The organism is Stenotrophomonas sp. SMYL20 (genome assembly GCF_036320045.1).
Taxonomy (GTDB): Bacteria; Pseudomonadota; Gammaproteobacteria; order Xanthomonadales; family Xanthomonadaceae; genus Stenotrophomonas; species Stenotrophomonas maltophilia_A.
Map to the genome: position 1 here is coordinate 123799 of NZ_JAWIRT010000008.1, position 24633 is coordinate 148431.

A 24633-nucleotide genomic window follows, 5' to 3' on the forward strand; every position below is an offset into this window, starting at 1 on the left:
CTTTACGGCGCACGCCCTGCGCTGGGCAGGGCGGCACCGGTTACGGGCGCAGCAGGACCTGGGCGGTTTCGGTGGCCAGGGCCTGCAGGTCGGCGGCGCTCGGGCGCACCTGCAGGGCCGGCAGGTTGACGATGACCGAGTTGGCGACGTTGGTGGCGGCAGCAGCCAGGGTGGCGGCGTAGCGCTGGGCTTCCATTTCGGCGGCCAGGGCGACGCGCTGTTCCAGGCTCGGGCGCACTTCCACCGAGGCCAGGGTGGTGATCGGCATCGCGGCAGCAACGGGGGCGGCAACGTAGCCGTTGCGCTCGGCCAGCTGGTCGGCGCTCGGGCGCACTTCCACGGTGGCCAGGGTCGGGATGCCGCTGGCCTGTTCCCAGGCCTGCTGGGCCAGCTGGTCGGCGGCCGGGCGGACCTGCACGGTGGCCAGGGTCTGGATGGATTCGGAGGCCTGCACCGACGAAACAACCGCGGTGCCGGCGATCAGGGCGATGGCGATGGCAATGGTCTTGGCGTTCATGACGGGGCCTGTTTAGTGTTGGTGATCAGTGGTGTGGTAGTAAGGTAGTACACCGATTCTGGGCTTGCAAGGAAAATTTTCGGTTTCCTGCATTTGTTCAGTCTTCAGTCAGCTTTCATCTGAAGCCCTTCTTGGCGCAGGAAGTACCAAGCAATCCCCGTGCCAACTTTTAGTTGTTGATTTGCAAGAGTTTTTGTTTGGTCGAGAAGTGTCCGGTAGGCGGACACCTGTCCATTCGATGTGCTGCGGACACTGTCCGGACGGTCCTGGCGGGCGCTTGTGACCGGTCAGGCAGCGCAGATCGGCGCTGCGGATGGGGCACAGGGGCAAACACCCCCAGTGACTGCTGGCCGATTCCTGCCGCTGCGTGCGCAGGCTAGGATCGGGGTTCACCTATGTGACCAAGGATCCGGATATGTCTCTCGCCCTTCGCCCGCGCGCTGCACTGCTGGCCGTCGCCCTCAGCACCGCCCTGGGCACGCTTGTGCCTTCCCATGCGCTGGCGGCCAAGCCAGCAGCACCGGCCAAGGTCGATATCCCGTATGAGCAGTTCACCCTGCCCAACGGCCTGCGCGTGATCGTGCATACCGATCGCAAGGCGCCGATCGTCGCCGTCAACGTCTGGTACCACGTGGGCAGCAAGGACGAACCGGCCGGCCGTACCGGCTTCGCGCACCTGTTCGAACACCTGATGTTCCAGGGCAGCGAAAACCACGACGGCGAATTCTTCGAACCGTTCAAGCAGGTCGGTGCCACCAACCAGAACGGCACCACCAATACCGACCGCACCAACTACTTCGAGAACGTGCCCACCACCGCGCTGGACATGGCGCTGTGGATGGAGTCGGACCGCATGGGCCATCTGGTCGGTGCGATCGACCAGGCGGCGCTGGACGAGCAGCGTGGCGTGGTGCAGAACGAGAAGCGCCAGGGCGAGAACCAGCCCTACGGTCAGGCCTGGGACCAGCTCAACAAGGCGCTGTACCCGGTAGGCCACCCGTATCACCACGGCGTGATCGGTTCGATGAACGATCTGAACGCGGCGTCGCTGGATGACGTGAAGACCTGGTTCCGCACCTGGTACGGCCCGAACAACGCGGTGCTGGTGCTGGCCGGCGACATCGACCTGGCCACTGCCAAGGAAAAGGTCGGCAAGTACTTCGGCAGCATCCCGGCCGGCCCGACCATGGCGCAGCCGGCAGTGAACGTGGCCAAGCGCAACGCCGACACGCGCGAGACGATGACCGACAAGGTGCCGCAGGCGCGCATCTACCGCGCCTGGAACGTGCCGCAGGTCGGCACCACCGATGTCGATCAGCTGCAGCTGTTCGCGCAGGTCCTGGGCGGTGCCAAGTCCTCGCGCCTGAGCCAGCGCCTGCAGCACCAGGACAAACTGGTGGACAGCATCGCCTCGGGCCTTTCGACCTCGCAGCTGGGTTCGAACTTCGTGATCATGGCGACGGTCAAGCAGGGCCAGGATCCGGCCAAGGTCGAGAAGATCATCGACGAGGAACTGGACCGCCTGATCAAGCAGGGCCCGACCGCGGCCGAGCTGGAGCGCGCCAAGACCGGTGCCCGCGCCGGCTTCATCCGCGGCATCGAGCGCATTGGCGGCTTCGGTGGCAAGGCCGACGCACTGGCCGAGTGCGCGGTGTTCACCGGCGACCCGGGCTGCTTCCGCACCTCGCTGGCCAACATCGAGAAGGCCAGTGCTGCTGATCTGAGCCGGCTGGGCGCGCAGTGGCTGGACAAGGGCAGCCACACCCTGGTGATCGCACCGGGTGAGCGTGTGGCGCTGAAGGAAGACCCGAGCCAGGCGCCGAAGCCGTTCAACGTTCCTGCGGTGGACCCCAAGTACAGCACCCTGCCGGAGCAGGTCGACCGCAAGGCCGGCGTGCCGCAGACCCGCGAGTTCCCGCAGCTGAAGTTCCCGGCGCTGCAGCGCGCCACGCTGAAGAACGGCACCCAGGTGATCCTGGCCGAACGCCATGAGATTCCGGTGGTGCAGTTCAGCTACCAGTTCCCGGGCGGCTTCAGCGCCGACCAGGGCCGCAAGCCGGGCACCGCCAACTTCACCATGAGCCTGATGACCGAAGGCGCCGGCAAGCTCGGCTCGCTGGCCTTCGCCGATGCTGCCGATGCGCTGGGCGCCAGCCTGGATGCCTCGGCCGGCCTGGACTCGATGAGCGTGGACCTGTCGGCACTGAAGGAAAACCTTGCACCGTCGCTGGCGCTGTACCGCGACCTGCTGCGCGAGCCGCGCTTCGAGCAGGGTGAGATCGACCGGGTCAAGGCGACCTGGATCGCCGGCATCCAGCAGGAGAAGGTCAACCCGGGTGCGGTGGCGATGCGCGTGCTGCCGCCACTGCTGTATGGCAAGGGCCACCCGTATGCCATTCCGTTCACCGGCAGTGGCGATGAGGCGGCGATCAGCGGCCTGACCCGCGAAGATCTGGTTGATTTCCACCACGACTGGCTGCGCCCGCAGAACGGCACCCTGATCGTGGTCGGTGATACCACGCTGGCGGAAATCGTGCCGCTGCTGGACAAGCAGCTGGGCGACTGGAAGGCTGCCGGCGATGCCCCGCAGGTGAAGGCGGCCACCGACGTCGCATTGCCGAAGGGCCCGCGTGTGTTCCTGATCGACCAGCCGGGCGCGGTGCAGGCCAACCTGTTCGCCGGCCAGGTGGTAGCGCCGTCCAGCGCCACCAGCTCGACCCGCTTCGATATCGCCAACGGCGTGATCGGTGGCGACTTCACCTCGCGCCTGAACATGAACCTGCGTGAGGACAAGCACTGGTCGTACGGTGCGCGCAGCAGCGCGATCAATTCGGTGGGCCAGCGCCCGTGGATGGCCAGCGCGCCGGTGCAGATCGACAAGACCGGCCCGGCGATGGCGGAAATGCGCAAGGAAATCGCCGCGTTCGCCGACGGCAGCAAGCCGGCCACCGCCGCCGAGGTCAACCGCATCCGCAACATCCAGACCCTGAGCCTGCCCGGTGCCTACGAGACCGCCAGCGCGGTGGCGTCGACCATCGGTTCGATCGTGCAGTTCAAGCGCCCGGATGACTACGTGCTGCGCCGCAAGGCCGAGATCGAGGCGATGACCCCGGCACAGGTGCAGCAGGCCGCCGCCGAGATCAAGCCGCAGGCGCTGACCTGGGTGGTGGTGGGTGACCTCAAGCAGACCGAAGCGGCCGTGCGCGCGCTGAACCTGGGCGAGGTGACGGTGATCGATGCCGAAGGCAATCCGGTCAAGAAGTAAGGCACTACCCGGCCCGCCATGGGGCGGGCCGGCTCCTCCGGTAGTGGGGGGCGGGGGGGGGGGCCCGGGGGGGGGGGGTGGGGGCCCGGGGGGCGCCCCGGCGGGGGCCGGCGGGGGGGCGGCGCCCCCCCCCCCCGCCCCCCCGCCCGGGCCCCCCCCCCCCCCCCCCCCCCCCCGCCACTACCTATTCCGCGCCCTGCAGCCGCAGGGTGGCCATCACGCCCAGGCGCAGGCCGGGCAGGTCGCCGTCGGCTGGCAGCAGGATCGGCTGCTGGCGGATGCCGCCGAAGTGCTTGACCTGGAACAGCACATCCAGGCCATGGCCACTGCTGCCACCGCCACTGGCCGCCGGCGCTTCGGCGCGGCCGCCGGGATTGCGCCGGGCGGGCTGGAAACCCGGCGTGCTGCGCACCAGTTCCACCGTGTTGGCCGAGAAATCGCCAGCAATCAGGCTGGGCATGCCCTCGGCGGTGGCGCCGATCCAGGTCATCAGGTCGCTGGTCTGATGCTGGCGGGCGGTGGCCTCGTCCGGGTCCGGGCGCAGCCGTGCCACATAGATGTTGACCAGTGCCTCGCCCAGCTTCAGCCGCATCATGCCGGCGGCGCTGAAGGTGCCGGGTGGGTGCAGCAGGGTCACGCCATCCTCGCTGACCGGCAGCCGGGTCAGCATCGCGTTGCCATGCCGCAACGGCTGGCTGGGCGGATCGGCGGTAACGAAATCGCAGCTGTAGCGCAGCCGGCTGGCCAGCCAGCAGGCCGGATTGCGGCCCTGCTGCTGCAGCACCTGCTGCACCGAGATCACGTCCGGCTGCAGCTCGGTCAGCAGTTGCGCGACCTGCTCACGGCGCAACTTCCATTGCGCGTCATCGCGGCTGGGCAGTTCCAGCGCGGCCACGGTCAGTTGCCGGGGCTCGCTCTCGCTGGCGGCGGTGGCCGTTGCCTGCGGCCGCGCCTGTGCCTGCAACGCCATCAGCAGCACCAGGCAACTGAGCAGGAGACGGGCGGGGGCGAGGGGGCGCATAACGATAAGTTTACGCTTTTGTCGTGCAGGTGCCGTGACTTCCGGCACGGAGTGTCGCTGCCTGCCATGGATTGGCACCGTTGTCATGCAGCCCTGCAGCGTGCTTCGCAAGCCCGGCTTCCGGTAATCTTGCGCCTTTCGCTTTGCAGGATTGCCTTACAGGATGAGCCACGACGCAGTTGCCCCCATCGCCGGCCAGGGAAAGATGCCGCGCCAGATCCCGTACATCATCGGCAATGAGGCCTGCGAGCGGTTCAGTTTTTACGGGATGCGCAACATCCTGGTGCAGTTCCTGATCACCTCGCTGCTGCTGCAGGAAATCACTGCGGAAGGCCGTGCCGGTGAAGCCAAGGACATCATGCACAGCTTCATGATCGGCGTGTATTTCTTCCCGCTGCTCGGAGGCTGGCTGGCCGACAGGTTCTTCGGCAAGTACCACACCATCCTCTGGTTCAGCCTGGTCTACTGCGCCGGCCATCTGTGCCTGGCGCTGTTCGAGAACAGCCGCGAGGGCTTCTTCCTCGGACTGGGCCTGATCGCGCTCGGTGCCGGTGGCATCAAGCCGCTGGTGGCCTCGTTCATGGGCGACCAGTTCGACCAGAGCAACAAGCACCTGGCCAAGATCGTCTTCGACGCCTTCTACTGGATCATCAACTTCGGCTCGCTGTTCGCCTCGCTGCTGATCCCGCTGGTGCTGAAGAACTGGGGCCCGCAGTGGGCGTTCGGCATCCCGGGCATCCTGATGTTCATCGCCACCTTCGTGTTCTGGCTGGGCCGCAAGCGCTACGTGCTGGTGCCGCTGCCGCCGAAGGATCCGCATTCGTTCGCCAACGTGGTGCGTACCGCACTGACCACGCGCGTGGCCGGCCAGGGCCGTCCGGGCCTGGTGATCGCCGTGCTCGGCCTGGTGCTCGCAGTGGCCTCGTTCGGCCTGGTTGGCTCGCTGGGCATCGTGATCTGCCTGTGCCTGGCGCTGGTATCGATCCTGGCCGGTATCGGTGGTGGCACCTGGCTGCAGCTCGATCGCGCCCGTGGCCAGCATCCGGCCGAAGCCGTGGAAGGCGTGCGCTCGGTGCTGCGGGTGCTGGTGATCTTCGCGTTGACCACGCCGTTCTTCTCGCTGTTCGACCAGAAGGCCTCGACCTGGGTCCTGCAGGGCCAGCAGATGCAGATGCCGAGCTGGTTCACCGCCTCGCAGATGCAGGCACTGAACCCGCTGCTGGTGATGATCCTGATTCCGTTCAACAACCTGGTGCTGTACCCGGCCCTGCGCCGCTTCGGCTTCGAGCCGACCGCGCTGCGCCGCATGACCGCCGGCATCGCCTTCAGCGGCCTGGCCTGGATCGTGGTCGGCGGCATCCAGGTGGTGATGGACGGGGGCAACGCCATGTCGATCTTCTGGCAGATGCTGCCGTATGCGCTGCTGACCTTCGGAGAGGTGCTGGTCTCGGCCACCGGCCTGGAGTTCGCCTACAGCCAGGCGCCGCAGGCGATGAAGGGCGTGGTGATGAGCTTCTGGAACCTGACCACCACCATCGGCAACCTGTGGGTGCTGCTGTCCAACGCGGCGGTGCGCAACGATGCGGTGACCCACAAGATCGCCAGTACGGGCCTGAGTGAAGCGGCGTTCCTGATGTTCTTCTTCGCCGGTTTCGCCTTCGTTGCGGCGTTGGCCTTCGGTTGGTATGCGAAACGCTATCGTATGGTCGACAACTACCGTAGCGCCTGAGCCTGACATGACCCCCGTCAATCTGCTGTTGATCGCCATCACCGCCATCCTGTCGTGGATGGCGTTCAACAACCGCAAGCTGGCCGACCGCCTGATCCTGTGGCCGCCAGCCGTCGACCGTCACCGCCAGTACGACCGGCTGGTGACCTATGGCTTCATCCACGCCGACTGGTCGCACCTGATCTTCAACATGATCACCCTGTTCTTCTTCGGGGGATTCATCGAGAGCGTGATGGTGCAGCTGACCGGCAGCTACCTGACCTACCCGGCGTTCTACATCGGTGCGCTGCTGGTCTCGATCCTGCCCAGCTACCTGAAGAACCAGAAGAACCCGAACTACCTCAGCCTGGGTGCGTCCGGTGCGGTGTCGGCGGTGCTGTTCGCCTTCATCCTGATCAAGCCGTGGTCGATCATCCTGGTGTTCTTCATCCCGGCGCCGGCCATCGTCTACGCCGCGTTCTACGTCGGCTACAGCATCTGGATGGACAAGCGCGGCGGTGACCGCATCAACCACAGCGCGCACCTGGCGGGCGCGGCGTTCGGCGTGATCTTCATGCTGGCCATGCAGCCGAGCATCTTCACTCACTTCCTGCGCGAACTTTCCAACCCGACCTTCCGCCTCGGCGGCGGTTGAAGACGGGAGCGGGGCGGATCGGCAGCGATCCGCCCCCGCTGTTTCAGAGCGTGGGCTGCTGACCGTAGGTATCCAGCAGGCGGGCGAACACTTCTTCGCCGATGCGCTGGAAATCCTGGTCCTGGGTCTGCCCCTCCACGGCCAGTTGCAGCAGGCCCTCCAGCAGGGCGCGGTCGGTATCTGAATGGGAGTCGCTGGGGTGCATCGGAGCCTCCGCGGTGGTGCGCATGATCAACGGTCGCAAGGGCCGTGCCAGCCTGGCCGTACCCCTCCACAGGCGATAGCGGCCGCCAGCGCTCCAGCTTGAGGGTCGCAAACTGACGTGAATGGAACGGACTTGCCCCTGTTCAGGCTTCACGCGATCATGGCGCCCGGCTGCGCACCATCCACGCAGTCGCCGCAGGAGACAGTTCCATGGCTTCGGTCACGCCCCCCGGTCTGGCCTACGAGGTCGAACACGACCTGGCCAACCATCGCTTCACCGCCCGTGTGCGCGGACAGCTGGCGGTGCTGGACTACCAGATCAAACGCAGGCGCATGGTCATCACGCATACCGAGGTGCCCGAGCCGATTGCCGGCCGAGGCATCGCCGGTGAGCTGACCCGTGTGGCGCTGCGTTTTGCCCGTGAGCAGAAGTACAAGGTGGTGCCGGCGTGTTCCTACGCCGAGGCCTTCCTGCAGCGGCATGAGGAGTACCACGACCTGCTCGTTGGCTGAATGCCAGCGGGCCACGCTTCAGCCATGGCAGGCGATGATGTACAAACATGAACAGGGGATCCCGATGAAGATTGGAAACAACCGGCCATTGCACGGCAGCGTGCTGGCCGGCGTGGTGGGCGTGCTGTTGCTGGCCGGTTGCCAGCGTGAAAGCGAGCCGGCACCGGCGACCGACGCGGCGCCCGCCGCCGAAGCCACCGCCGCAGGCGAAACGCCGGTCACGGAAGCGCCGCTGGACCTGCGCGACGTGATCGAGAACAACGAACGCGAAGTGGTGGGTATCAGCTACCCGGCCGGCATCGACCGCTACCCGGGCCTGGCCCGCGCGCTGCAGAGCTATGCGACGAGTGCGCGCAGTGACCTGCAACAGGCGCTGGACGGGCTGGGCAATGACAAGCCGAGCATGCCGTACGAGCTGTCGCTGAGCTTCGAGAAGCTGCTGGAAACCCCGCAGCTGGTGGTGGTCAGTGCCGATGGCAGCCGCTACACCGGTGGCGCCCATGGCGAACCGCTGGTGGCCCGATTCGTGTGGCTGCCGCAGCATCAGCAGATGCTCAGCGCCGAAAAGCTGGTGGCCGATGCCAAGGGCTGGAAGGCGATCAGCGATTTCGTCGCCGACCAGCTGCGTGAACGCGTGGCCACCCGCCTCAGCGGTGAGGACATGGATCCGGCCCAGCTGCAGGAATCGCTGCGCAACGCATCGCGCATGATTGCCGACGGCACCGGCCCGCAGGCCGACAATTTCAGCCAGTTCCAGCCGCTGACCGACGACAAGGGGCAGATCACCGCGCTGCGCTTTGTTTTCCCGCCGTACCAGGTGGGTCCATACTCGGACGGCACCCAGACCGCCGATGTACCGGCGGCGGTGCTGTTGCCGCACGTGGCCAAGGACTACGTGGAGCTGTTCGCACGCGGTTGACCGCAGTCGAGGAGGTGGCGTGGATACAGGGTTGCAGGAGCGGGTCGCCGGCCTGCTGCAGGAAGCCGGGGTCCGCATCGGCGGTACCCAGCCACAGGATATCCAGGTTCATGACCCGCGCTTCTTCGCGCGGGTCATGGCGCACGGCTCGCTTGGCCTCGGCGAGAGCTACATGGACGGTTGGTGGGATGCCAACGTCCTGGATGAATTCCTTGTCCACCTGATGCAGGCGCACCTGGACGAACGGGTGCACGGTTGGCGCGAAGTGGCCGATGCACTGAAGGCGCGCCTGTTCAACCTGCAGGTGGGACAGGGCAGCTACGAGGTGGGCCGCCGCCACTACGACCTCGGCAATGATCTCTACCAGGCCATGCTGGGCCAGCGCCTGGTCTATAGCTGTGGCTACTGGCGCAATGCCGGCGATCTCGACGCCGCGCAGGAAGCCAAGCTTGACCTGGTCTGCCGCAAGCTGGGCCTGCGCCCGGGGCAGCGTGTGCTGGACATCGGCTGTGGCTGGGGCGAAGCCCTGAAGTTCGCCGCCGAGCGCTACGGTGTCAGTGGCGTCGGCGTGACCATTTCGCAGGAGCAGGCCGAGTTCGCCCGCGAACTGTGCGCCGGCCTGCCGATCGAGATCCGCCTGCAGGACTACCGCGAACTGCACGAACCGTTCGATGCGATCTTCTCGATCGGCATGTTCGAGCACGTCGGCGACAAGAACTACGCCAGCTTCTTCGAGGTGGCCAGGCGTTGCCTGTCACCGCGCGGTCTGCTGCTGTTGCACAGCATCGGCACCAACATCTCGCGGCATCGTACCGACCCGTGGATCGCGCGCTACATCTTTCCCAACTCGATGCTGCCATCGGCGGTGCAGATCACCAAGGCGTTCGAGGGCCGCTTCGTGCTGGAGGACTGGCACAACTTCGGCACCGATTACGATCTGACCCTGCAGGCCTGGCGACGCAACGTGGAAGCAGCGTGGCCGCGGCTGGATGCACGTTATGACGAGCACTTCCGGCGCATGTGGCGCTTCTACCTGGCCGGGTCGATGGCCACCTTCCGTTGCCGGCACGCGCAGCTGTGGCAGCTGGTGCTGTCGCCGGAAGGCGTGCCGGGTGGGTACGTGGCGCCACGTTGAGGCTGCACTTCTGCCCTGCGCGATCGATGGTGCAGATCGTGGAAGAAGCGACATCGCTTGACGTCATGCGCGAGCGTTGTCGGCGCTGTGCCTGGCTGGGGTGACGTGGGCGCTAGACTTGTCGACCAGCGGCATCACCGCTTCACTGAAGGCATCGCAGCATGGGTTGGGACATCACCTATCATCCGATTGCGGAATCCGAGATCCGTGACATCTATTTCCGTGCGCTGGAGGATGGCGCGCTGGTCGCCGAGCTGCAGCAGCGGTTCCAGATCGAGCCGTTCTACATGGAGCAGCTGCAGGAGCGCATCGAGGAGGCTCGCTCGATCAGCGCAGAAGTGCCTTTCGAGAAGGGGCACGCTTTGTACCTGGCGATCGTGGCCGGCCACCTTCGGCGGTATCACTATCTCCGCGGGAGCGCCCTTTCGTTTTTCATCGACGATCCGGTGGTCGCCCGCTATTTCGCGGACTGGCGGCAACTGGTGCCGTTGCAGTGGGCGGATGCTGCCGCCGGCAACCATCTACGTGAAAACTATGGTGGTGGCGTGTTCATCACGCATGCCCGGCTGAAGCAGTTACGCGCTGATCATGCAGTGGACAGCGCACTGGCTGCGCGCCTGGAGGAGCTGTTCTCCGATGGACGCCTGGTCGTTTTCTGGCGTGTTGTCGATGACGCGATCGCCAGCGGATGCGGATTGCTGGAGGCCAGCGAGGTGGTCGAGCCGAACCCGATGGATCTCAATGCATCGACCAGCTTGAGCAATCTGCTGAACTGCGCGCCGGATGGCGCGATGCTGTATGCGGAGGCCGCGGCGGCACAGCTGGCGGAGTTCGTGGCAGCGCACCCGGATATCGCATCGACTGCCGCTGCCACGCCCGGTACGCCGAAAGGGCGGTGGTGGGAGCGACTGTTTCGGCGGTGACCGGAGAGCATCCACGCATGGCGTGGATCTACTGGTGGGTGCCGATCGTTGGTCGGTACGATCCATTCGCGCCACAAACCCCGGCATCATCGATCCACACATGACGCACTCCAGTAGATCCACGCCATGCGTGGATGCCCCAACAAAAAACCGCCCGGTCTCCCGGGCGGTTTTCGTTTCAGGCTACCGCGCGGGCGATCAGTTGCCGGCGCCGGTCAGGCCACGCTTTTCCAGCAGCGGTTCGATCTGCGGCTCGTGGCCGGCGAAATCGCGGAACAGCTGCATGGCATCCACGCTGCCGCCCTTGGACAGCAGGGTGGCGCGGAAGTGGTCGCCGTTCTTGCGGCTCAGGCCGCCGTTGTCCTTGAACCACTTCTGGGTGTTGGCGTCGAGCACTTCCGACCAGATGTAGGCGTAGTAGCCGGCCGAGTAGCCGCCCATGATGTGGCTGAAGTACGGGGTCTTGTAGCGGGGCGGGACCGGCGCGTAGTAGATGCCGTCCTTCTCCAGCGCGGCGCGCTCGAAGGCCATCACGTCCTTGGCGGCCGGCACCTGGTCGGCGCCGATCTGGTGCCAGCGCTGATCAAGCATGGCCGCACCCAGGTACTCGGTGGTGGCGAAGCCCTGGTTGAACTTGGCAGCGGCCAGCACCTTGTCCAGCAGTGCCTGCGGCATCGCCGAACCATTCTGGTAGTGCTTGGCGTAGTTCTTCAGGATGACCGGGTTGTCCGACCACATTTCGTTGACCTGCGAGGGGAACTCGACGAAGTCACGCGGCACCGAGGTGCCCGAGAAGTACGGGTACTTCACGTCGGAGAACATGCCGTGCAGGGCGTGGCCGAACTCGTGGAAGGTGGTGTTCACCTCGTCCCAGGTCAGCAGGGTCGGCTGGCCGGCCGGCGGCTTCGGGATGTTCAGGTGGTTGGCGACCACCGGCTTGAAGCCGGTCAGCTTGGACTGCGAGACGTAGGAGTTCATCCACGCACCGCCGCGCTTGGAGGCGCGTGCATACGGGTCGAAGATGAAGATCGCCAGCTGGCTGCCGTCAGCGTCGAACACGTCGTAGACGGTGACGTCATCGTGGTAGACCGGCAGGTCGGTGCGCTGCTTGAAGGTCAGGCCGAATTCCTGGCCGGCGGCGTAGAACACGCCGTTCTCCAGCACGTTCTTCATCTCAAAGTACGGCTTCAGCTGCGACTCGTCGAAGTTGTACTTGGCCTGGCGCACCTTCTCGCTGTAGAAGGCCCAGTCCCACGGTTCCAGCTGGAAGGTCGGCTTGCGCGCGGCCTTCTGTTCCTTGTCGATCATCGCCTGCAGATCGGCGGCTTCGCGCTTGGCGTTGGCCACCGCGGCCGGAGCCAGCTTGCCGAGCATTGCGTTGACCGCTTCCGGGGTCTTGGCGGTCTGGTTGGTCAGGTTGTAGGCGGCGAAGTTCGGGAAGCCCATCAGCTTGGCCTTGTCGGCACGCAGCTGCATGATGCGCGAGACCAGCGCGGTGTTGTCGAACTCACCGCCGCGGCTGCCGCGGGTGGTCGAGGCTTCGTAGATCTTCTGGCGCAGGGCGCGGTTGGCCAGGTTGGTCAGCGGCGGCTGGCCGGTGGTGTTGAGCAGGGTGATCACGTACTTGCCTTCCAGGCCACGGGCCTTGGCGGCTTCGGCGGCGGCAGCGATCTGCTCCTTGGACAGGCCGTCCAGCTCCTTGACGTCGTCGACGGTGATCGCCGAAGCGTTCACTTCCGACTGCACGTTCTGGCTGAACTTGGTGCCCAGGTTGGCCAGCTCAGCGTTCATCTCCTTCAGCGTGGCCTTGTCAGCCTCGGACAGCTTGGCGCCGGCGCGCACGTAGTTGTCGTAGTACTTCTCGACCAGACGCACGCCTTCGGCGTCCAGGCCCAGCTGGCTGCGGGTGTCATACAGCGCCTGGATGCGGGCGAACAGCTTGCCGTTCAGCGCGATCGCATCGCTGTGCGCGGCGAACTTCGCCGAGTAGTCGGCCTGCAGCTTCTTGCGGGTGTCGTTGGTATCGGCGCCGACCAGGCTGAAGAACACGGTGGTCGCACGGTCGAGGATGTCACCGCTCTTTTCCAGGGCGATGATGGTGTTGTCGAAGGTCGGCTTGGCCTTGTTGTTGGCGATCGCCTCCACTTCCTTCAGCTGCTGCGCCATGCCGGCGTCGAAGGCCGGGGCGAAGTCGCTGTCCTTGATCTTGTCGAACTGCGGGAAATGCAGCGGCAGCGGGCTTTCGGCGAAGAACGGATTGGCCTGCTGGGCATGGGTGCTGGCAGCCGGGGTGGCGGCGCCGGCCGAGAAGGCGGGCAGGGCAAGGCCGAGGGACATGGCCACGGCAAGGGCAAGGCGAGTGGTCAAGGTAGGAACTCCGGTAAGGCAAACAAGGGCCCGAGGGTAACCCGGCCGGCGGCGCCCGCACTTGTGTCAAAAGGCATGTTGCCGGGGCTGGGCGCGGGTACCATGCATTCACCGCCCACGGCCCGCTGCCATGACCACTGCCTACGACTTCAGCTTCCGCGACCTCGACGGCCAGCCGCAGGCCCTGGCCCGGTACCAGGGGCACCCGTTGCTGCTGGTCAATGTCGCCAGCCGCTGTGGCTTCACCCCGCAATACACCGGGCTGGAACAGCTGTGGCAGCAGTATCGCGACCGTGGCCTGGTGGTGATCGGGTTCCCATGCAACCAGTTCGGTGCACAGGAACCGGGCGACGCCGCGCAGATCCGCCAGTTCTGTTCGCTGGACTACCCGGTCAGCTTCCCGCTGTCGGAGAAGATCGAGGTCAACGGCGAGGGGGCTGATCCGTTGTGGGCATGGCTGTCACGCGAGAAGCGCGGCCTGCTGGGTAGCGCCCGCATCAAGTGGAATTTCAGCAAGTTCCTGGTCGACCGCCAGGGGCAGGTGGTGTCGCGGCATGCGCCCACCACCAGGCCGGAGCAGCTGCGCGGCGAGATCGAAGCGCTGCTGTGAGATGAACCCAAAAAGGGGACGGAGGGGATTAAGTCGTTTGTGCACAAACGACTTAATCCCCTCCGTCCCCTTTTTTTGTTTATTTCTCGACGAAGGCGCGTTCGAACACGTAGTGGCCCGGCTGGCCGATACGCGGCGAGACCTGGAAGCCACGGGCATCGAGCACGCTGCGCAGGTCGGCCAGCATCTGCGGGCTGCCGCAGATCATCGCGCGGTCGTTCTCCGGGCTCAGCTCGGGTAGGCCGAGGGTGCGCTGCATCTCGCCGCTTTCCATCAGCTGGGTCAGGCGGCCCTGGTTGGCGAACGGCTCGCGGGTGACGGCCGGGTAGTACAGCAGCTTGTCACCGATCATCTCGCCCAGGAATTCGTGCTCACGCAGTTCCTTCTCGAAGTAATCGCGGTAGGCCAGGTCCTTCTCGTAGCGCACGCCGTGGCAGAGGATCACCTTCTCGAAGCGCTCGTAGGTTTCCGGGTCCTTGATGACTGACAGCCACGGCGCCATGCCGGTGCCGGTGCCCAGCAGGTACAGGTTCTTGCCGGGGTGCAGATCGCTGATCAGCAGGGTGCCAGTGGGCTTCTTGCCGACCAGCACCTTGTCACCCGGCTTGATGTGCTGCAGGCGCGAGGTCAGCGGGCCGTCCTGCACCTTGATGCTGAAGAACTCCAGATGCTCTTCCCAGTTGGCGCTGGCGATGGAATACGCGCGCAGCAGCGGCCGCGCCTCGGTTTCCAGGCCGATCATCACGAACTGGCCGTTCTCGAAGCGGAAACCGCTGTCGCGGGTGAGGGTGAAGCTGAAGTAGGCATCGGTCCAATGACGGACCTCAAGCACCGTTTCGGCGCCAAAAGCGGAGGACATGGGCGTATCTATCGGAAGTCGTCGGGGTGATTCTATCTCAAATGAGACAGGTTCTCATTAGGCGGAACGAGAGGCGTTCTCAGCGGTAGCCGGCCGCCTGCAGCTCGAACAGCTCGGCGTAGCGGCCGCCCTGGGCCATCAGCTCTTCATGGGTGCCGCTGGCCTCGATCCGGCCATCGGCCAGCACCAGGATGCGATCGGCCATGCGTACCGAGGAAAAACGGTGGGAAATCAGCACTGCGGTGCGATTATCCGCCAGTTCCCTGAACCGCTGGAACACCTCGAACTCACTTCGCGCATCCAGCGCCGCCGTTGGCTCATCCAGGATCATCACCTGCGCATTGCGCATCCATGCACGGGCGATGGCGATCTTCTGCCATTGGCCACCGGACAGGTCCACGCCCTGCTTGAAGCGGCGGCCGATCAGCTGGTCGTAGCCGCCGGGCAGGTCGTCGATCACTTCCTCGGCCATGCCGCGCCGTGCGGCGTCGGCGATGCGTGCCTGATCGTCCATCGCCTCGACCTGGCCAACGCCGATGTTCTCGCCGGCGCTGAGGTTGTAGCGCACGAAGTCCTGGAAGATCACCCCGAGGTTGGCGCGCAGGTCGTCCAGGTCGTAGTCGCGCAGGTCGCGGCCATCGAGCAGGATGCGGCCCTCGTCCGGTTCGTACAGCCGCGCCAGCAGCTTCACCAGCGTGGTCTTGCCGGCGCCGTTCTCACCGACCAGCGCCAGTACTTCGCCGGCCTGCAGCTGGAAATCAAGGTGGCGCACCGCCCATTGCTCGGCATCCGGGTAGCGGAAGCCGACGTTCTCGAACACGAAGCCCTGGCGGATCGGCTGCGGCACGCGCACTGCACCTTCGCGCGAGTGGATTTCCGGCTGGATCTGGAAGAACGAGAACAGGTCATCCAGGTACAGCGCCTGGCTGGCCACCTGCGAGAACCCGATCAACAGGCCCTCCAGCAGCTGGCGCAGGCGCAGGAAACTGCCGGCGAGGAAGGTCAGGTCGCCGATCGAAAAGTCGCCGCGCACCGTGCGCCAGGCGATGTAGGCGTAGGCGGTGTAGTAGCCCAGCGTGCCCAGTGCGGCCAGCAGCGTGCCCCAGAACGCGCGGCGCCGGGCCAGGGCGCGGTTGGCCTGGAACAGCGCCACCGACAGGCGCCGATAGCGCTCCACCAGGAAGCGGTGCAGGTTGTAGATCTTCACTTCCTTGGCCGTTTCCACGCTGGCACCGAGCTGGCGCAGGTAGTCGAGCTGGCGGCGCTCGGGCGTCCACTGGAAGTTGAGGCTGTAGCCGGCCGCGTTGAAGTGCGATTCGCCGATGAAGGCCGGCACCAGTGCCAGCGCCAGCAGGAGGATCAGCCACGGCGCGTAGACCAGCAGGCCGACGGCGAGGCTGGCCACGGTGATCGCGTCCTGCACCTGGCCGAACAACTGGCTCATCAGGTTCATCCGGCCCATGGTCTGGCGCCGCGCACGGTCCAGCTTGTCCTGCAGGTCCGGGTCCTCGAAGTCCTCCAGATCCAGCGTTGCCGCATGTTCCATCAGCCGGATGCTGGTGACGTTGGCGAACAGTTCCGAGAGCAGAGCATCGGCGTAGCTGACCAGCCGGCCGAGCAGATCCGAGGCGATGGCCAGGCCGAATTCCAGCGCCAGCAGGCCCAGCAGCGGATTCAGTATGCCGCTGGACAGCGCCTCGCCCAGTGGCGGGAAGCCGGCATCGTGCTGGCTCAGGTGCAGCGCGCTGTCGATGATCAGCTTGCCGACGTAGAGCATCGCCACCGGCAGCAGCGCACGGATCAGGCGCAGGCCAAGGCTGGCCAGGGTGAGCGCGGGGCTGGTCTTCCAGACCATGCGCAGGAACGGTGGCAGGTTGCGCATCGCCCTGAAGCGCTGGCGCAGGCTGGGTTTCTTCGCGGCGGCAGCGCCAGCGGTGGGGGTAGCAGGCATGTGCGTATTGTGCGCGCCCTGCGCGTGGCGGAGGCATGAACGGGGCGCATGCCTGCCATGCGCCGGCAGGGCAGCGCGTCGGCGCCGCCTGCGCGCTCAGTCCAGTGCAGCCAGCAGCGCAGGATGGTGAGCGAACCAGAAGCGCAGGGCCCGGCTGTCGATGCCGTAGGCGCCTTTCCAGAAATCGACGGGATAGCTCCAGTCCGAAGAGCGCGACGTGCGCGGTGCCAGACCGACCCGGGTGAAGCGTTGCGCCAGGCCGGGATGCTCGGGGGTCTGCAGCAGCCCGGCATGGCCCAAGGCATCCAGCAGGTGACGCGCCTGCTCGACGGACAGTTTCAGGCCCGGCAGCGCGCGCACGCGTTTGACGATGGTCGACGGGGTGTCCTTGGCGTCGCTCTCGTGGTGCAGCAGCCGCAGCAGTGCCACCAGTGTGCTCATGTCGCCGGGCGCCCGTCTGGGCGTCAGATTGTGTTGTTCCAACAGGAAGGTGATGGCGTTCACGCTTCCGCCGAGCACGACCCCGATGTTGTGGCGGACGCGCGCCCAGGTGGTCGGGTCGAATCTGCCTTCGCGGACCTGGCCGCAGACCGCACAGGCGAGGCTGGGGTGTGGCTGCTCCTGATGCCTGGGGAAGTGCACCATGAACGCATACGCCGACAGCCCGGCGCGCAGGTCGCTGCGGTTCTCCTGCACGCCGAGGATGAAGTTGTCTGCCACATGCTGGCGGTCGGCGCGGGCATAGGCGGCGAACATCCGCACCTGGAGGGCCTCATGGCCCGGATGTTCGACGGGCCACAACAGTCCATGCCGTTCAAGCGTCGACAGAAGTTCGGGCGGCGCGGTGTCCCGCTCCCGGTACTGGGTCAGCGCCTTCAGCGCCTCCTTGCTGGGCGTGTCGGGAGCTTCGTCGGCCATGACGTTCGGATGCTTCCTGCGGGGCAGGTACAGTGCCCGGCGGTCCAGGCACTGTCAACGAAGCGCTCAGGGCAGCGGCGGCAGCAGCCCGGCGCCCAGCCGGTTCCAGGCGTTGATCACCGCAATGCCCATGCTCAGGTCGCTGATGCCCTTCTCATCGAAGTGCGGTGCCAGTGCATCGAACGCCGCCTGCGACGGCGCGCCGTCGGTCAGCCGGGTCAGTGCCTCGGCCCAGCCCAGCGCCGCACGCTCGCGTGCATCGAAGAAGCGGCTTTCGTGCCAGGCGGGCAGGGTGTCCAGCTTGCGCGGCTCGATGCCGCCCTTGCGCAGCGCCGTGCCGTGCATGTCCATGCAGTAGCCGCAGCCGTTGAGCTGCGACACGCGCAGGAACAGCAGTTCCATCAGGGTCGGATCGATCGAGCTGTCATGCACCGCCTGGCTGGTGGCCAGCAGGCCCTTGAAGGCTTCGGCGGCCAAGCGGGTGTAAGGGACGCGGGGAGAGGCGTGGTCGGACATTTTCGGCTCCACGGCGGCCACGATGGCCGCCTTTCATTACAAGGACGCCGTGCCGTCACCGCGCGTGACAACGTCCGGCAACTTTTCCGGATTCAACACGCTGTACACGTTGGCGATGCGGCCATCGACCACCTCGATGGTGGTGACCGAGTGCAGGCGATCGCCCTGGAAGCGCAGGATCGCAGGCTCGCCGTTGACGTAGCCCAGCTGCGCCGGATGCGCCGCGCCACGGCGGGCGATGGCCCAGAACAGGCGGCCGATGCGCTCGGCGCCCAGCAGGGGCCGCACCGCCGCGGTAACCACGCCACCGCCGTCGGAAACCAGTACCGCGTTGGCGTGCAGCAGGGCCTGGATCGCTTCGCTGTCGCCACGCTGGGAAGCGTCCATGAAGCGCGCCAGCAGCTGCCGGTGCTGGCTGGCGTCGGCGTTGAAGCGCGGCCGCCCGGCCTGCAGGCGCTGCCGGGCACGATGCACCAGCTGCCGGCAGTTGGCCTCGCTGTGGCCGATCAGGTCGGCGATCTCACGGTAATCGTGGTCGAAGGCTTCCTTCAGCAGGAAGGCGGCGCGTTCCTCGGGGCCGAGCTGTTCAAGCAGGGTCAGGAAAGCCACCGAGACATCGTCGGCAAACGCATGCAGCTGGGCGGGGCCGGGCGCCGGGTCGGGCTCCAGGGTGACCGCCAGTGGCTCGGCCAGCCACGGGCCGACGTAATGCACGCGCTCGCGCTTGGCTGCGCGCAACCGGTCCAGGCCGAGCCGGGTGGTGGTGGTGACCAGCCAGGCTTCGGGGTCGCGGACGGCCGCCGGGTCGGCGCCGGACCAGCGCAACCAGGCATCCTGGACCACGTCTTCGGCGTCGGCGCGACTGCCGAGCAGGCGGTAGGCCAGCGCCATCAGGCGCGGGCGGTGGGTCTGGAAAGCGGTTTCGGCGTTCATGTGGGCAAGGACGCCGCAGTGGCGCGTGGCGTGACAGAGCGTCGGGGGGATCTTGCCGGCCAGCGGCCGGCACTACCACCCCGGGGCCGGGGGGAGGGGGTAAAATGGGCGGATTACCCCCGCCAGCCTCGAGCAAGCGAGCAAGACGTGACATCGATCAAGCAGGAAGACCTCATCCAGTCCATCGCCGACGCGCTGCAGTACATCTCGTACTACCACCCGGTCGACTACATCAAGAACCTTGCCGCCGCCTACGAGCGCGAGGAGTCGCCGGCCGCGAAGGAAGCGATGGCGCAGATCCTGATCAATTCGCGCATGTGCGCCGAAGGCCACCGTCCGATCTGCCAGGACACCGGCATCGTCACCGTGTTCCTGGAAATCGGCATGGACGTGCGTTGGGACGACGCCACCATGGGCGTGGAAGACATGGCCAATGAAGGCGTGCGCCGCGCCTACATGCACCCGGACAACAAGCTGCGCGCTTCGGTGCTGGCTGATCCGGCCGGCAAGCGCATCAACACCAAGGACAACACCCCGGGCGTGGTCAACGTCAAGGTGGTGCCGGGCAACACCGTCGACGTCATCGTCGCCGCCAAGGGTGGTGGTTCGGAAGCCAAGACCAAGTTCGCCATGCTCAACCCGTCCGATTCCATCGTCGACTGGGTGCTGAAGACCGTGCCGACCATGGGCGCCGGCTGGTGCCCGCCGGGCATGCTCGGCATCGGCATCGGCGGCACTGCCGAGAAGGCGATGCTGCTGGCCAAGGAAGCGCTGATGGAGCCGATCGACATCACCGAGCTGCAGGCCCGTGGTGCGTCCAACCGCATTGAAGAGCTGCGCCTGGAGCTGTACGAGAAGGTCAACGCGCTGGGTATTGGCGCGCAGGGCCTGGGTGGCCTGACCACCGTGCTCGACATCAAGATCAACGATTACCCGACTCATGCGGCCAACCTGCCGGTGGCGATGATCCCGAACTGCGCGGCCACCCGCCATGCGCACTTCACCCTGGATGGCAGCGGTCCGGTGATGCTGGACCCGCCGTCGCTGGAGGACTGGCCGAAGCTGACCTACGATTCGTCCAAGGGCACCCGCGTGGACCTGGATACGATCACCCCGGAAGATGTGGCCAGCTGGAAGCCGGGCCAGACCCTGCTGCTCAACGGCAAGCTGCTGACCGGCCGCGACGCCGCGCACAAGCGCATGGTCGACATGCTCAACAAGGGCGAGGAACTGCCGGTCGATCTGAAGGGCCGCTTCATCTACTACGTCGGCCCGGTCGATCCGGTGCGCGACGAAGTGGTGGGCCCGGCTGGTCCGACCACGGCGACCCGCATGGACAAGTTCACCCGTCAGGTGCTTGAACAGACCGGCCTGCTGGGCATGGTCGGCAAGGCCGAGCGCGGCCCGGCGGCCATCGAGGCGATCCGTGACAACAAGTCGGCCTACCTGATGGCCGTTGGTGGTTCGGCCTACCTGGTGTCCAAGGCGATCAAGGCGGCGAAGGTGGTCGGTTTCGCCGACCTCGGCATGGAAGCGATCTACGAGTTCACCGTGCAGGACATGCCGGTGACCGTGGCGGTCGACTCCACTGGTGAATCGGTGCACAAGACCGGCCCGCGCGAATGGCAGGCCCGCATCGGCAAGATTCCGGTGGTGGTGGAGTAATTCCTCCCGTTCCGGTCCAGACAACGGCGCCCGTGTGGCGCCGTTGTTGTATGCAGCCTGCCCGTGGATGGTGTGCTCTGCTAACGTGCGCTGTCTGACGTATTGGAAGGGAGTCCATCGTGCTGCAGTGGTCGCGTGTTTTCGTGTTGCTGGTCGCTGCGCTGGCATGCAGTGCCTGCGGGCCACGTTACTTCGTCGAACCGCCAACCCACGAAGCGGGGAGGATCTGCGCGTCGGTCTGCGAGAGCCAGAAGGCGACGTGCGACTTCCACAACCGCGCCCGCGCGGAATCGGATCAGCGCAGCTGCGAAAGCGAGAAGAGCCGGATCATCAGCCGTTGCAGTGGTATCGCCGACGACAAGCAGCGGCACAACTGTGAAGGGGGCAACGGCGCCGGCACCTACTGCGGTTCCCCGGCGCTTCCTTCATGCAGTGCTCCGTACGCCCAGTGCCTGCTCTCCTGCGGCGGCACCGTGAATGAAGTCCGCACCGACACCGGTGTTCCCGTGTACTGATGGGGGCGTCGGTGCCTGCACGCGCAACCGTAGTCTGCTAGGGTCGGCACACCCCAGCACTGGATGTGCCCATGCGCCTGCATCGATCCCTCGCGGCTGTGTTCCTGCTGGCCCTGGCCGGCTGCAGTACCCCGGCGTCGTACGAAGGCGCGGATTTCCCCGCATCAGCGCAATGCCGCGTGCAGTGCCAGGCCGGCTATCGCAGCTGCATGGCGCAGAATGACTCCCTCGGCAGCCGCCAGAGCAATTGCGAGCAGCAGGTGGTGCCGGCGCCGGACAAGCGCTGCAAGGATGTGGACAACCCGGACCTGCGCCGTGCCTGCGAACTGAAGGCGCATGACTGCACGATGCGCGCGCCGATGATGTCCTGTGGCGAACGCCGGGATTCCTGCATGAGCATCTGCGGCTGAGCAGCGACCGCGCGCGCGGGCGCATAATCGGCTGATCCACCTGCACAGGATCTTCCGCATGAGCACCACGCTGTATGGTTCAACCAGTACCGCCGCGCTGGTGGTGCACTGGCTGCTGATCGAGCTGGGCATCGAGCACGAACTGGTGCTGCTGGATTTCGACGCGCGCGAGCACAAGTCGGCGGAGTACCTGGCGCTGAATCCGGCCGGTGTGGTGCCGACACTGCTGATAGATGGCTTGGTACTGACCGAAGCGGCGGCGATCGCACTGTATCTGGCTGACCGCCATCCGGAGGCCAACCTGCTGCCCGCACTGGGCACGCCGCAGCGCGCCGATGCCTACCGCTGGATGTTCTGGTGTGCCAATACGCTGCAGCCGGCCTATCGTGCCTGGTTCTATCCGCATGAAATGGCGGGCGAGGCAAATATCGAAGCGAGCCGCGAGATGGCCCGTCAGCGCCTTGAGGCGGCCTGGCAGCAGGTCGCCACGCACCTGCAGGCGCATGGCCCCTACCTGCTGGGCACCACGCCCTGCGTGGTCGACTACATGCTGGTGATGCTGATGCGCTGGTCGCGCAACATGCCGAAGCCCAGCGACACCTGGCCTGTGCTCAAGGCACATGCCACGTCGATGAAGGCGCGCCCGGCGTTCGCCGAGGTGTACCGCCGCGAAGGCATCACCGACTGGCGGTAAACAGAAAAGGGGACGGAGGGGATTAAGTCGTTTGTGCACAAACGACTTAATCCCCTCCGTCCCCTTTTCCGTTACAGGATCTCCAGCACCGTTTCCGGTGGACGGCACAGCCGGGTGCCCTTGGGCGTGCGCACCACGGGGCGGTTGATCAGGCGCGGGTGTGCGGCCATCGCGGCGAGCAGCGTGGCATCGTCGGCCTCTTCCAGTCCCAGTTCGGTGAACTGTGCTTCCTTGCTGCGCACCAGATCACGTGCGCTCAATCTGGATTCGGCCAGCACCTGGCGCAGTGTGGTCACATCGGGTGGATTGCCCAGGTACTCGATCACCTCCGGATCGAAGCCCGCATCTCGGATCAGCTTCAATGCGCCACGCGAGTTGCTGCAGGCCGGGTTATGCCAGATCGTCACGTCCATCAGAACCACTCCAGCAGCGACACGCCCACGCCCACGTAGGTGGCCTTGTGGTTGTAGTCGATCAGGCTCTCGCCATAGCCGTCGAAGACCTGCACATGGCCGCGCAGCAGGTTGCTGATCGGGAAGCCGTAATCCAGCTGCAGGGCGCCGTGCGAACGGCTGCCGGTGCGCAGCGAGTGGCGCGCCATCAGTGAGACTTCGTGGCCGTTGCGGTTCCAGGTCAGGGTCGCATCACCGCGGCCCATGTAGTCCTCGATGTCCGGATTGTTGTCGTCGCTGCGGGTCTCGGGAATGCGGTACCACGGCCGCAGCACCAGCGCCCAGTTCTCGCGGTCCAGGCCGATGTTGAGCATCACCCGGTTCCAGCTGCGCGACAGCGGGTCGGCGCGGCCGTTGGACTGGTGGTTCAGCGCGATGCCGGTCATGCGCCCGCGCCAGCCACCGATCGAGTAGCCATTGCGGAACACCATCATCACTTCCGGCTCGTAGTTGGTTTCGCGGAACGGGCGCGAATCCTCGCCGTTGTAGGCCTGCCAGCGCGAGCTCTGGGTGTAGCCGGCCCAGATGTCGCCGTTGTCGCCGAACAGGTTCTCGGCGATCTTGGTCTTGAAACTGATCTGGAACTTCAGTTCGGCACTGTCCAGCACCTGCGGCGTGGTGACCGTGTTGGCCGGGTTCGGCGAATGCGGCGTGGTGTTGCGGTCACTGGTCCAGAACGCCGGCAGCAGGTACACCGGCTTGTAGGCGCGCAGCTGGAACGGGCCGAGCTTGGAGTCTTCGGCCAGCTCCCAGCGGCTGTCCAGCAGCGAGCCACGGCCGGCATTGGCCAGTGCGCTGTCAGGGGCTGCTGGACGGAACAGGTCGCTGACCCGCTCGCGCAGTTTCTCTTCGCCCTGGCTCACGCGTGCGGTCTGGCGTTCTTCGCGACGGGCCTGCGCGGCCGCCTCGGCAGCGGCATCGGCGGCGGCCGTGGCCTGCGGCGTATGCGCGAACAGGCGGTCATAGCAGGCCAGGCGCGCCGCGTCAGTGGTGATGGCGGCACACGCCGCCGGCGAGGTATCGGTGCTGGGCACGAATTCCTGCGCGGCCAATGGGGCACTGGCCAGGGCCAGCGCCAGCGGCGCAAGGCGGGGAAGCAGCGGGGGGAGGGTCATTCCAGCAGGCCCTTCGGTGAATACGGGAATCGCACAGTGTGGCGGCTGTACCGCATCGCGGCCAGCCCCCACGGTTTATGCACGGCCACCGCGTGCGCGCGGCGTGAAGACGGTGCGGGTTACAGGAACCAGGCGAAGGCGAACAGGCCCAGCATCGCGATCACCACCGCCAGCTTCAACGCCAGGCCGAGCAGGATGCCGAGCCAGGTGGCCAGACCCACCTTGGTCGAGCGGCCCAGTTCACGGGTGTGCCAGTACTCGCCGGCCAAGGCGCCGATCAGGGGCCCGGCAAAGAGGCCGATCGGCATGAAGAACAGCCCGACGATGCTGCCGACGAACGTGCCCCACAGCGCCTTGCGGCTGGCACCGACCCGCTGCGCACCCACCACTGTGGCCAGTACGTCCACCAGCAGCGAGAGCAGGGTCAGTACGCCCAGCGCGACCAGGGTCGGCCAGCCGACGTGGGCGAAGCCGTCCGCCCACGCCGCCAGCAGCAGTCCGATGAACACCAGCGGGATGCCGGGGAGGGCCGGAAGGATGATTCCGGCGATGCCGACGAGGACAAAAATGACCGCTAGCAGATATAAGATGAATGAGAGTCCCATGCTGTCCCGTATGGTGGTCGTTTTGGGGTTGACAGTGAAAGATTTTGCCAGTTGCTTTTTCGTTTTGGGCGGGTTAAGTTGCAGTCGCTGAGCTTGGCAAGGTCACCGTGGATCGTGGCCTGATGAAGCAAGATCTTCCCGATCCGCTGCATCGATGCACCTC

At 66.0% G+C, this 24633-nt stretch carries 24 protein-coding genes; 12 read left to right on the forward strand and 12 right to left on the reverse strand.

Features of this window, described 5'->3' with window-relative positions:
• Positions 1 to 40: 40 nt before the first annotated feature.
• A complete protein-coding gene (locus tag V3B48_RS08210) occupies positions 41 to 517 on the reverse strand; it encodes a hypothetical protein (RefSeq protein ID WP_032130143.1) in 477 nt (158 codons plus the stop codon).
• Positions 518 to 932: 415 nt separating this feature from the next.
• On the opposite strand from V3B48_RS08210, the gene V3B48_RS08215 reads away from it, so the two are divergent.
• On the forward strand, positions 933 to 3782 hold the full coding sequence (locus V3B48_RS08215) for a pitrilysin family protein (protein ID WP_032130144.1): 2850 nt from the start codon (positions 933 to 935) through the stop codon (positions 3780 to 3782).
• A gap of 184 nt (positions 3783 to 3966) precedes the next feature.
• On the opposite strand, the gene V3B48_RS08220 is transcribed toward V3B48_RS08215, so the two are convergent.
• A complete protein-coding gene (locus V3B48_RS08220; RefSeq protein ID WP_032129658.1) occupies positions 3967 to 4803 on the reverse strand; it encodes an endonuclease/exonuclease/phosphatase family protein in 837 nt (278 codons plus the stop codon).
• 163 nt (positions 4804 to 4966) lie between these two features.
• Between V3B48_RS08220 and V3B48_RS08225 the strand changes: the two genes are divergently transcribed.
• Positions 4967 to 6532 carry an oligopeptide:H+ symporter gene (locus V3B48_RS08225; RefSeq protein WP_032129657.1) on the forward strand — a complete coding sequence of 522 codons (1566 nt, stop codon included), beginning with the start codon at positions 4967 to 4969 and terminating at the stop codon, positions 6530 to 6532.
• A gap of 7 nt (positions 6533 to 6539) precedes the next feature.
• On the forward strand, positions 6540 to 7166 hold the full coding sequence (locus V3B48_RS08230; RefSeq protein ID WP_032129656.1) for a rhomboid family intramembrane serine protease: 627 nt from the start codon (positions 6540 to 6542) through the stop codon (positions 7164 to 7166).
• 43 nt (positions 7167 to 7209) lie between these two features.
• Here the strand turns inward: V3B48_RS08230 and V3B48_RS08235 are convergent, their stop codons facing one another.
• On the reverse strand, positions 7210 to 7371 hold the full coding sequence (locus V3B48_RS08235; protein ID WP_165929939.1) for a hypothetical protein: 162 nt from the start codon (positions 7369 to 7371) through the stop codon (positions 7210 to 7212).
• Positions 7372 to 7580: 209 nt separating this feature from the next.
• Between V3B48_RS08235 and V3B48_RS08240 the strand changes: the two genes are divergently transcribed.
• The 4 genes from V3B48_RS08240 (at position 7581) to V3B48_RS08255 (ending at position 10860) form a co-directional block, all read left to right on the forward strand.
• Positions 7581 to 7883, forward strand: a complete 303-nt coding sequence (locus tag V3B48_RS08240) for a GNAT family N-acetyltransferase (protein ID WP_006455911.1) — start codon at positions 7581 to 7583, stop codon at positions 7881 to 7883.
• Between the two features lie 37 nt (positions 7884 to 7920).
• Positions 7921 to 8802 carry a DUF3298 and DUF4163 domain-containing protein gene (locus tag V3B48_RS08245; RefSeq protein ID WP_329893509.1) on the forward strand — a complete coding sequence of 294 codons (882 nt, stop codon included), beginning with the start codon at positions 7921 to 7923 and terminating at the stop codon, positions 8800 to 8802.
• 19 nt (positions 8803 to 8821) lie between these two features.
• Positions 8822 to 9937, forward strand: a complete 1116-nt coding sequence (gene cfa / locus V3B48_RS08250; RefSeq protein ID WP_049421515.1) for a cyclopropane fatty acyl phospholipid synthase — start codon at positions 8822 to 8824, stop codon at positions 9935 to 9937.
• Positions 9938 to 10098: 161 nt separating this feature from the next.
• A complete protein-coding gene (locus V3B48_RS08255; RefSeq protein WP_182266411.1) occupies positions 10099 to 10860 on the forward strand; it encodes a hypothetical protein in 762 nt (253 codons plus the stop codon).
• Positions 10861 to 11058: 198 nt separating this feature from the next.
• On the opposite strand, the gene V3B48_RS08260 is transcribed toward V3B48_RS08255, so the two are convergent.
• Positions 11059 to 13227, reverse strand: a complete 2169-nt coding sequence (locus tag V3B48_RS08260; protein ID WP_329893510.1) for a M3 family metallopeptidase — start codon at positions 13225 to 13227, stop codon at positions 11059 to 11061.
• 130 nt (positions 13228 to 13357) lie between these two features.
• On the opposite strand from V3B48_RS08260, the gene V3B48_RS08265 reads away from it, so the two are divergent.
• Entirely contained in the window at positions 13358 to 13837 is a 480-nt protein-coding gene (locus tag V3B48_RS08265) for a glutathione peroxidase (protein WP_121505091.1), read from the forward strand.
• A 79-nt stretch (positions 13838 to 13916) separates the two neighbouring features.
• On the opposite strand, the gene V3B48_RS08270 is transcribed toward V3B48_RS08265, so the two are convergent.
• The 5 genes from V3B48_RS08270 to V3B48_RS08290 all read right to left on the reverse strand — a co-directional run bounded on the left by V3B48_RS08270 (position 13917) and on the right by V3B48_RS08290 (position 19014).
• Entirely contained in the window at positions 13917 to 14696 is a 780-nt protein-coding gene (locus tag V3B48_RS08270) for a ferredoxin--NADP reductase (protein WP_046984352.1), read from the reverse strand.
• A 79-nt stretch (positions 14697 to 14775) separates the two neighbouring features.
• Positions 14776 to 16647, reverse strand: coding sequence for an ABC transporter ATP-binding protein (locus V3B48_RS08275; RefSeq protein WP_164080938.1), 1872 nt, complete (start codon positions 16645 to 16647; stop codon positions 14776 to 14778).
• A gap of 96 nt (positions 16648 to 16743) precedes the next feature.
• A complete protein-coding gene (locus V3B48_RS08280) occupies positions 16744 to 17565 on the reverse strand; it encodes a hypothetical protein (RefSeq protein WP_279913321.1) in 822 nt (273 codons plus the stop codon).
• A gap of 66 nt (positions 17566 to 17631) precedes the next feature.
• A complete protein-coding gene (locus V3B48_RS08285; protein WP_049460578.1) occupies positions 17632 to 18081 on the reverse strand; it encodes a carboxymuconolactone decarboxylase family protein in 450 nt (149 codons plus the stop codon).
• 36 nt (positions 18082 to 18117) lie between these two features.
• A complete protein-coding gene (locus V3B48_RS08290) occupies positions 18118 to 19014 on the reverse strand; it encodes an RNA polymerase sigma-70 factor (RefSeq protein WP_329893511.1) in 897 nt (298 codons plus the stop codon).
• Positions 19015 to 19161: 147 nt separating this feature from the next.
• Between V3B48_RS08290 and V3B48_RS08295 the strand changes: the two genes are divergently transcribed.
• The 4 genes from V3B48_RS08295 to V3B48_RS08310 all read left to right on the forward strand — a co-directional run bounded on the left by V3B48_RS08295 (position 19162) and on the right by V3B48_RS08310 (position 22298).
• The gene (locus tag V3B48_RS08295) at positions 19162 to 20679 is read left to right on the forward strand and encodes a fumarate hydratase (RefSeq protein ID WP_006377486.1); all 1518 of its coding nucleotides are present in this window, start codon (positions 19162 to 19164) and stop codon (positions 20677 to 20679) included.
• Positions 20680 to 20798: 119 nt separating this feature from the next.
• Positions 20799 to 21194: a hypothetical protein gene (locus V3B48_RS08300; protein ID WP_134952159.1), complete on the forward strand. Its 396-nt coding sequence runs from the start codon at positions 20799 to 20801 to the stop codon at positions 21192 to 21194.
• 71 nt (positions 21195 to 21265) lie between these two features.
• Positions 21266 to 21604: a hypothetical protein gene (locus tag V3B48_RS08305; RefSeq protein ID WP_121505096.1), complete on the forward strand. Its 339-nt coding sequence runs from the start codon at positions 21266 to 21268 to the stop codon at positions 21602 to 21604.
• Positions 21605 to 21662: 58 nt separating this feature from the next.
• Positions 21663 to 22298 carry a glutathione S-transferase family protein gene (locus V3B48_RS08310; protein ID WP_049398760.1) on the forward strand — a complete coding sequence of 212 codons (636 nt, stop codon included), beginning with the start codon at positions 21663 to 21665 and terminating at the stop codon, positions 22296 to 22298.
• 71 nt (positions 22299 to 22369) lie between these two features.
• On the opposite strand, the gene arsC is transcribed toward V3B48_RS08310, so the two are convergent.
• The 3 genes from arsC to V3B48_RS08325 form a co-directional block, all read right to left on the reverse strand.
• Positions 22370 to 22711 (reverse strand): arsenate reductase (glutaredoxin), encoded by a 342-nt coding sequence (gene arsC / locus V3B48_RS08315; RefSeq protein WP_121505097.1) that lies wholly within the window; start codon positions 22709 to 22711, stop codon positions 22370 to 22372.
• Complete coding sequence (locus V3B48_RS08320; protein WP_049434855.1) at positions 22711 to 23865, reverse strand: phospholipase A; 1155 nt, start codon at positions 23863 to 23865, stop codon at positions 22711 to 22713. The genes arsC and V3B48_RS08320 overlap by 1 nt, the downstream gene beginning before the upstream one ends.
• Before the next feature lie 119 nt (positions 23866 to 23984).
• Positions 23985 to 24470: a DUF456 domain-containing protein gene (locus V3B48_RS08325; protein WP_049398758.1), complete on the reverse strand. Its 486-nt coding sequence runs from the start codon at positions 24468 to 24470 to the stop codon at positions 23985 to 23987.
• Positions 24471 to 24633: the final 163 nt, after the last annotated feature.

Bases quoted from the DNA above. Each gene is read 5' to 3' on its own strand.
- V3B48_RS08210 (WP_032130143.1), bottom strand. From the start codon at position 517: ATGAACGCCAAGACCATTGCCATCGCCATCGCCCTGATCGCCGGCACC.
- V3B48_RS08215 (WP_032130144.1), top strand. From the start codon at position 933: ATGTCTCTCGCCCTTCGCCCGCGCGCTGCACTGCTGGCCGTCGCCCTC.
- V3B48_RS08220 (WP_032129658.1), bottom strand. From the start codon at position 4,803: ATGCGCCCCCTCGCCCCCGCCCGTCTCCTGCTCAGTTGCCTGGTGCTG.
- V3B48_RS08225 (WP_032129657.1), top strand. From the start codon at position 4,967: ATGAGCCACGACGCAGTTGCCCCCATCGCCGGCCAGGGAAAGATGCCG.
- V3B48_RS08230 (WP_032129656.1), top strand. From the start codon at position 6,540: ATGACCCCCGTCAATCTGCTGTTGATCGCCATCACCGCCATCCTGTCG.
- V3B48_RS08235 (WP_165929939.1), bottom strand. From the start codon at position 7,371: ATGCACCCCAGCGACTCCCATTCAGATACCGACCGCGCCCTGCTGGAG.
- V3B48_RS08240 (WP_006455911.1), top strand. From the start codon at position 7,581: ATGGCTTCGGTCACGCCCCCCGGTCTGGCCTACGAGGTCGAACACGAC.
- V3B48_RS08245 (WP_329893509.1), top strand. From the start codon at position 7,921: ATGTACAAACATGAACAGGGGATCCCGATGAAGATTGGAAACAACCGG.
- V3B48_RS08255 (WP_182266411.1), top strand. From the start codon at position 10,099: ATGGGTTGGGACATCACCTATCATCCGATTGCGGAATCCGAGATCCGT.
- V3B48_RS08265 (WP_121505091.1), top strand. From the start codon at position 13,358: ATGACCACTGCCTACGACTTCAGCTTCCGCGACCTCGACGGCCAGCCG.
- V3B48_RS08270 (WP_046984352.1), bottom strand. From the start codon at position 14,696: ATGTCCTCCGCTTTTGGCGCCGAAACGGTGCTTGAGGTCCGTCATTGG.
- V3B48_RS08275 (WP_164080938.1), bottom strand. From the start codon at position 16,647: ATGCCTGCTACCCCCACCGCTGGCGCTGCCGCCGCGAAGAAACCCAGC.
- V3B48_RS08280 (WP_279913321.1), bottom strand. From the start codon at position 17,565: ATGGCCGACGAAGCTCCCGACACGCCCAGCAAGGAGGCGCTGAAGGCG.
- V3B48_RS08285 (WP_049460578.1), bottom strand. From the start codon at position 18,081: ATGTCCGACCACGCCTCTCCCCGCGTCCCTTACACCCGCTTGGCCGCC.
- V3B48_RS08290 (WP_329893511.1), bottom strand. From the start codon at position 19,014: ATGAACGCCGAAACCGCTTTCCAGACCCACCGCCCGCGCCTGATGGCG.
- V3B48_RS08305 (WP_121505096.1), top strand. From the start codon at position 21,266: ATGCGCCTGCATCGATCCCTCGCGGCTGTGTTCCTGCTGGCCCTGGCC.
- V3B48_RS08310 (WP_049398760.1), top strand. From the start codon at position 21,663: ATGAGCACCACGCTGTATGGTTCAACCAGTACCGCCGCGCTGGTGGTG.
- arsC (WP_121505097.1), bottom strand. From the start codon at position 22,711: ATGGACGTGACGATCTGGCATAACCCGGCCTGCAGCAACTCGCGTGGC.
- V3B48_RS08320 (WP_049434855.1), bottom strand. From the start codon at position 23,865: ATGACCCTCCCCCCGCTGCTTCCCCGCCTTGCGCCGCTGGCGCTGGCC.
- V3B48_RS08325 (WP_049398758.1), bottom strand. From the start codon at position 24,470: ATGGGACTCTCATTCATCTTATATCTGCTAGCGGTCATTTTTGTCCTC.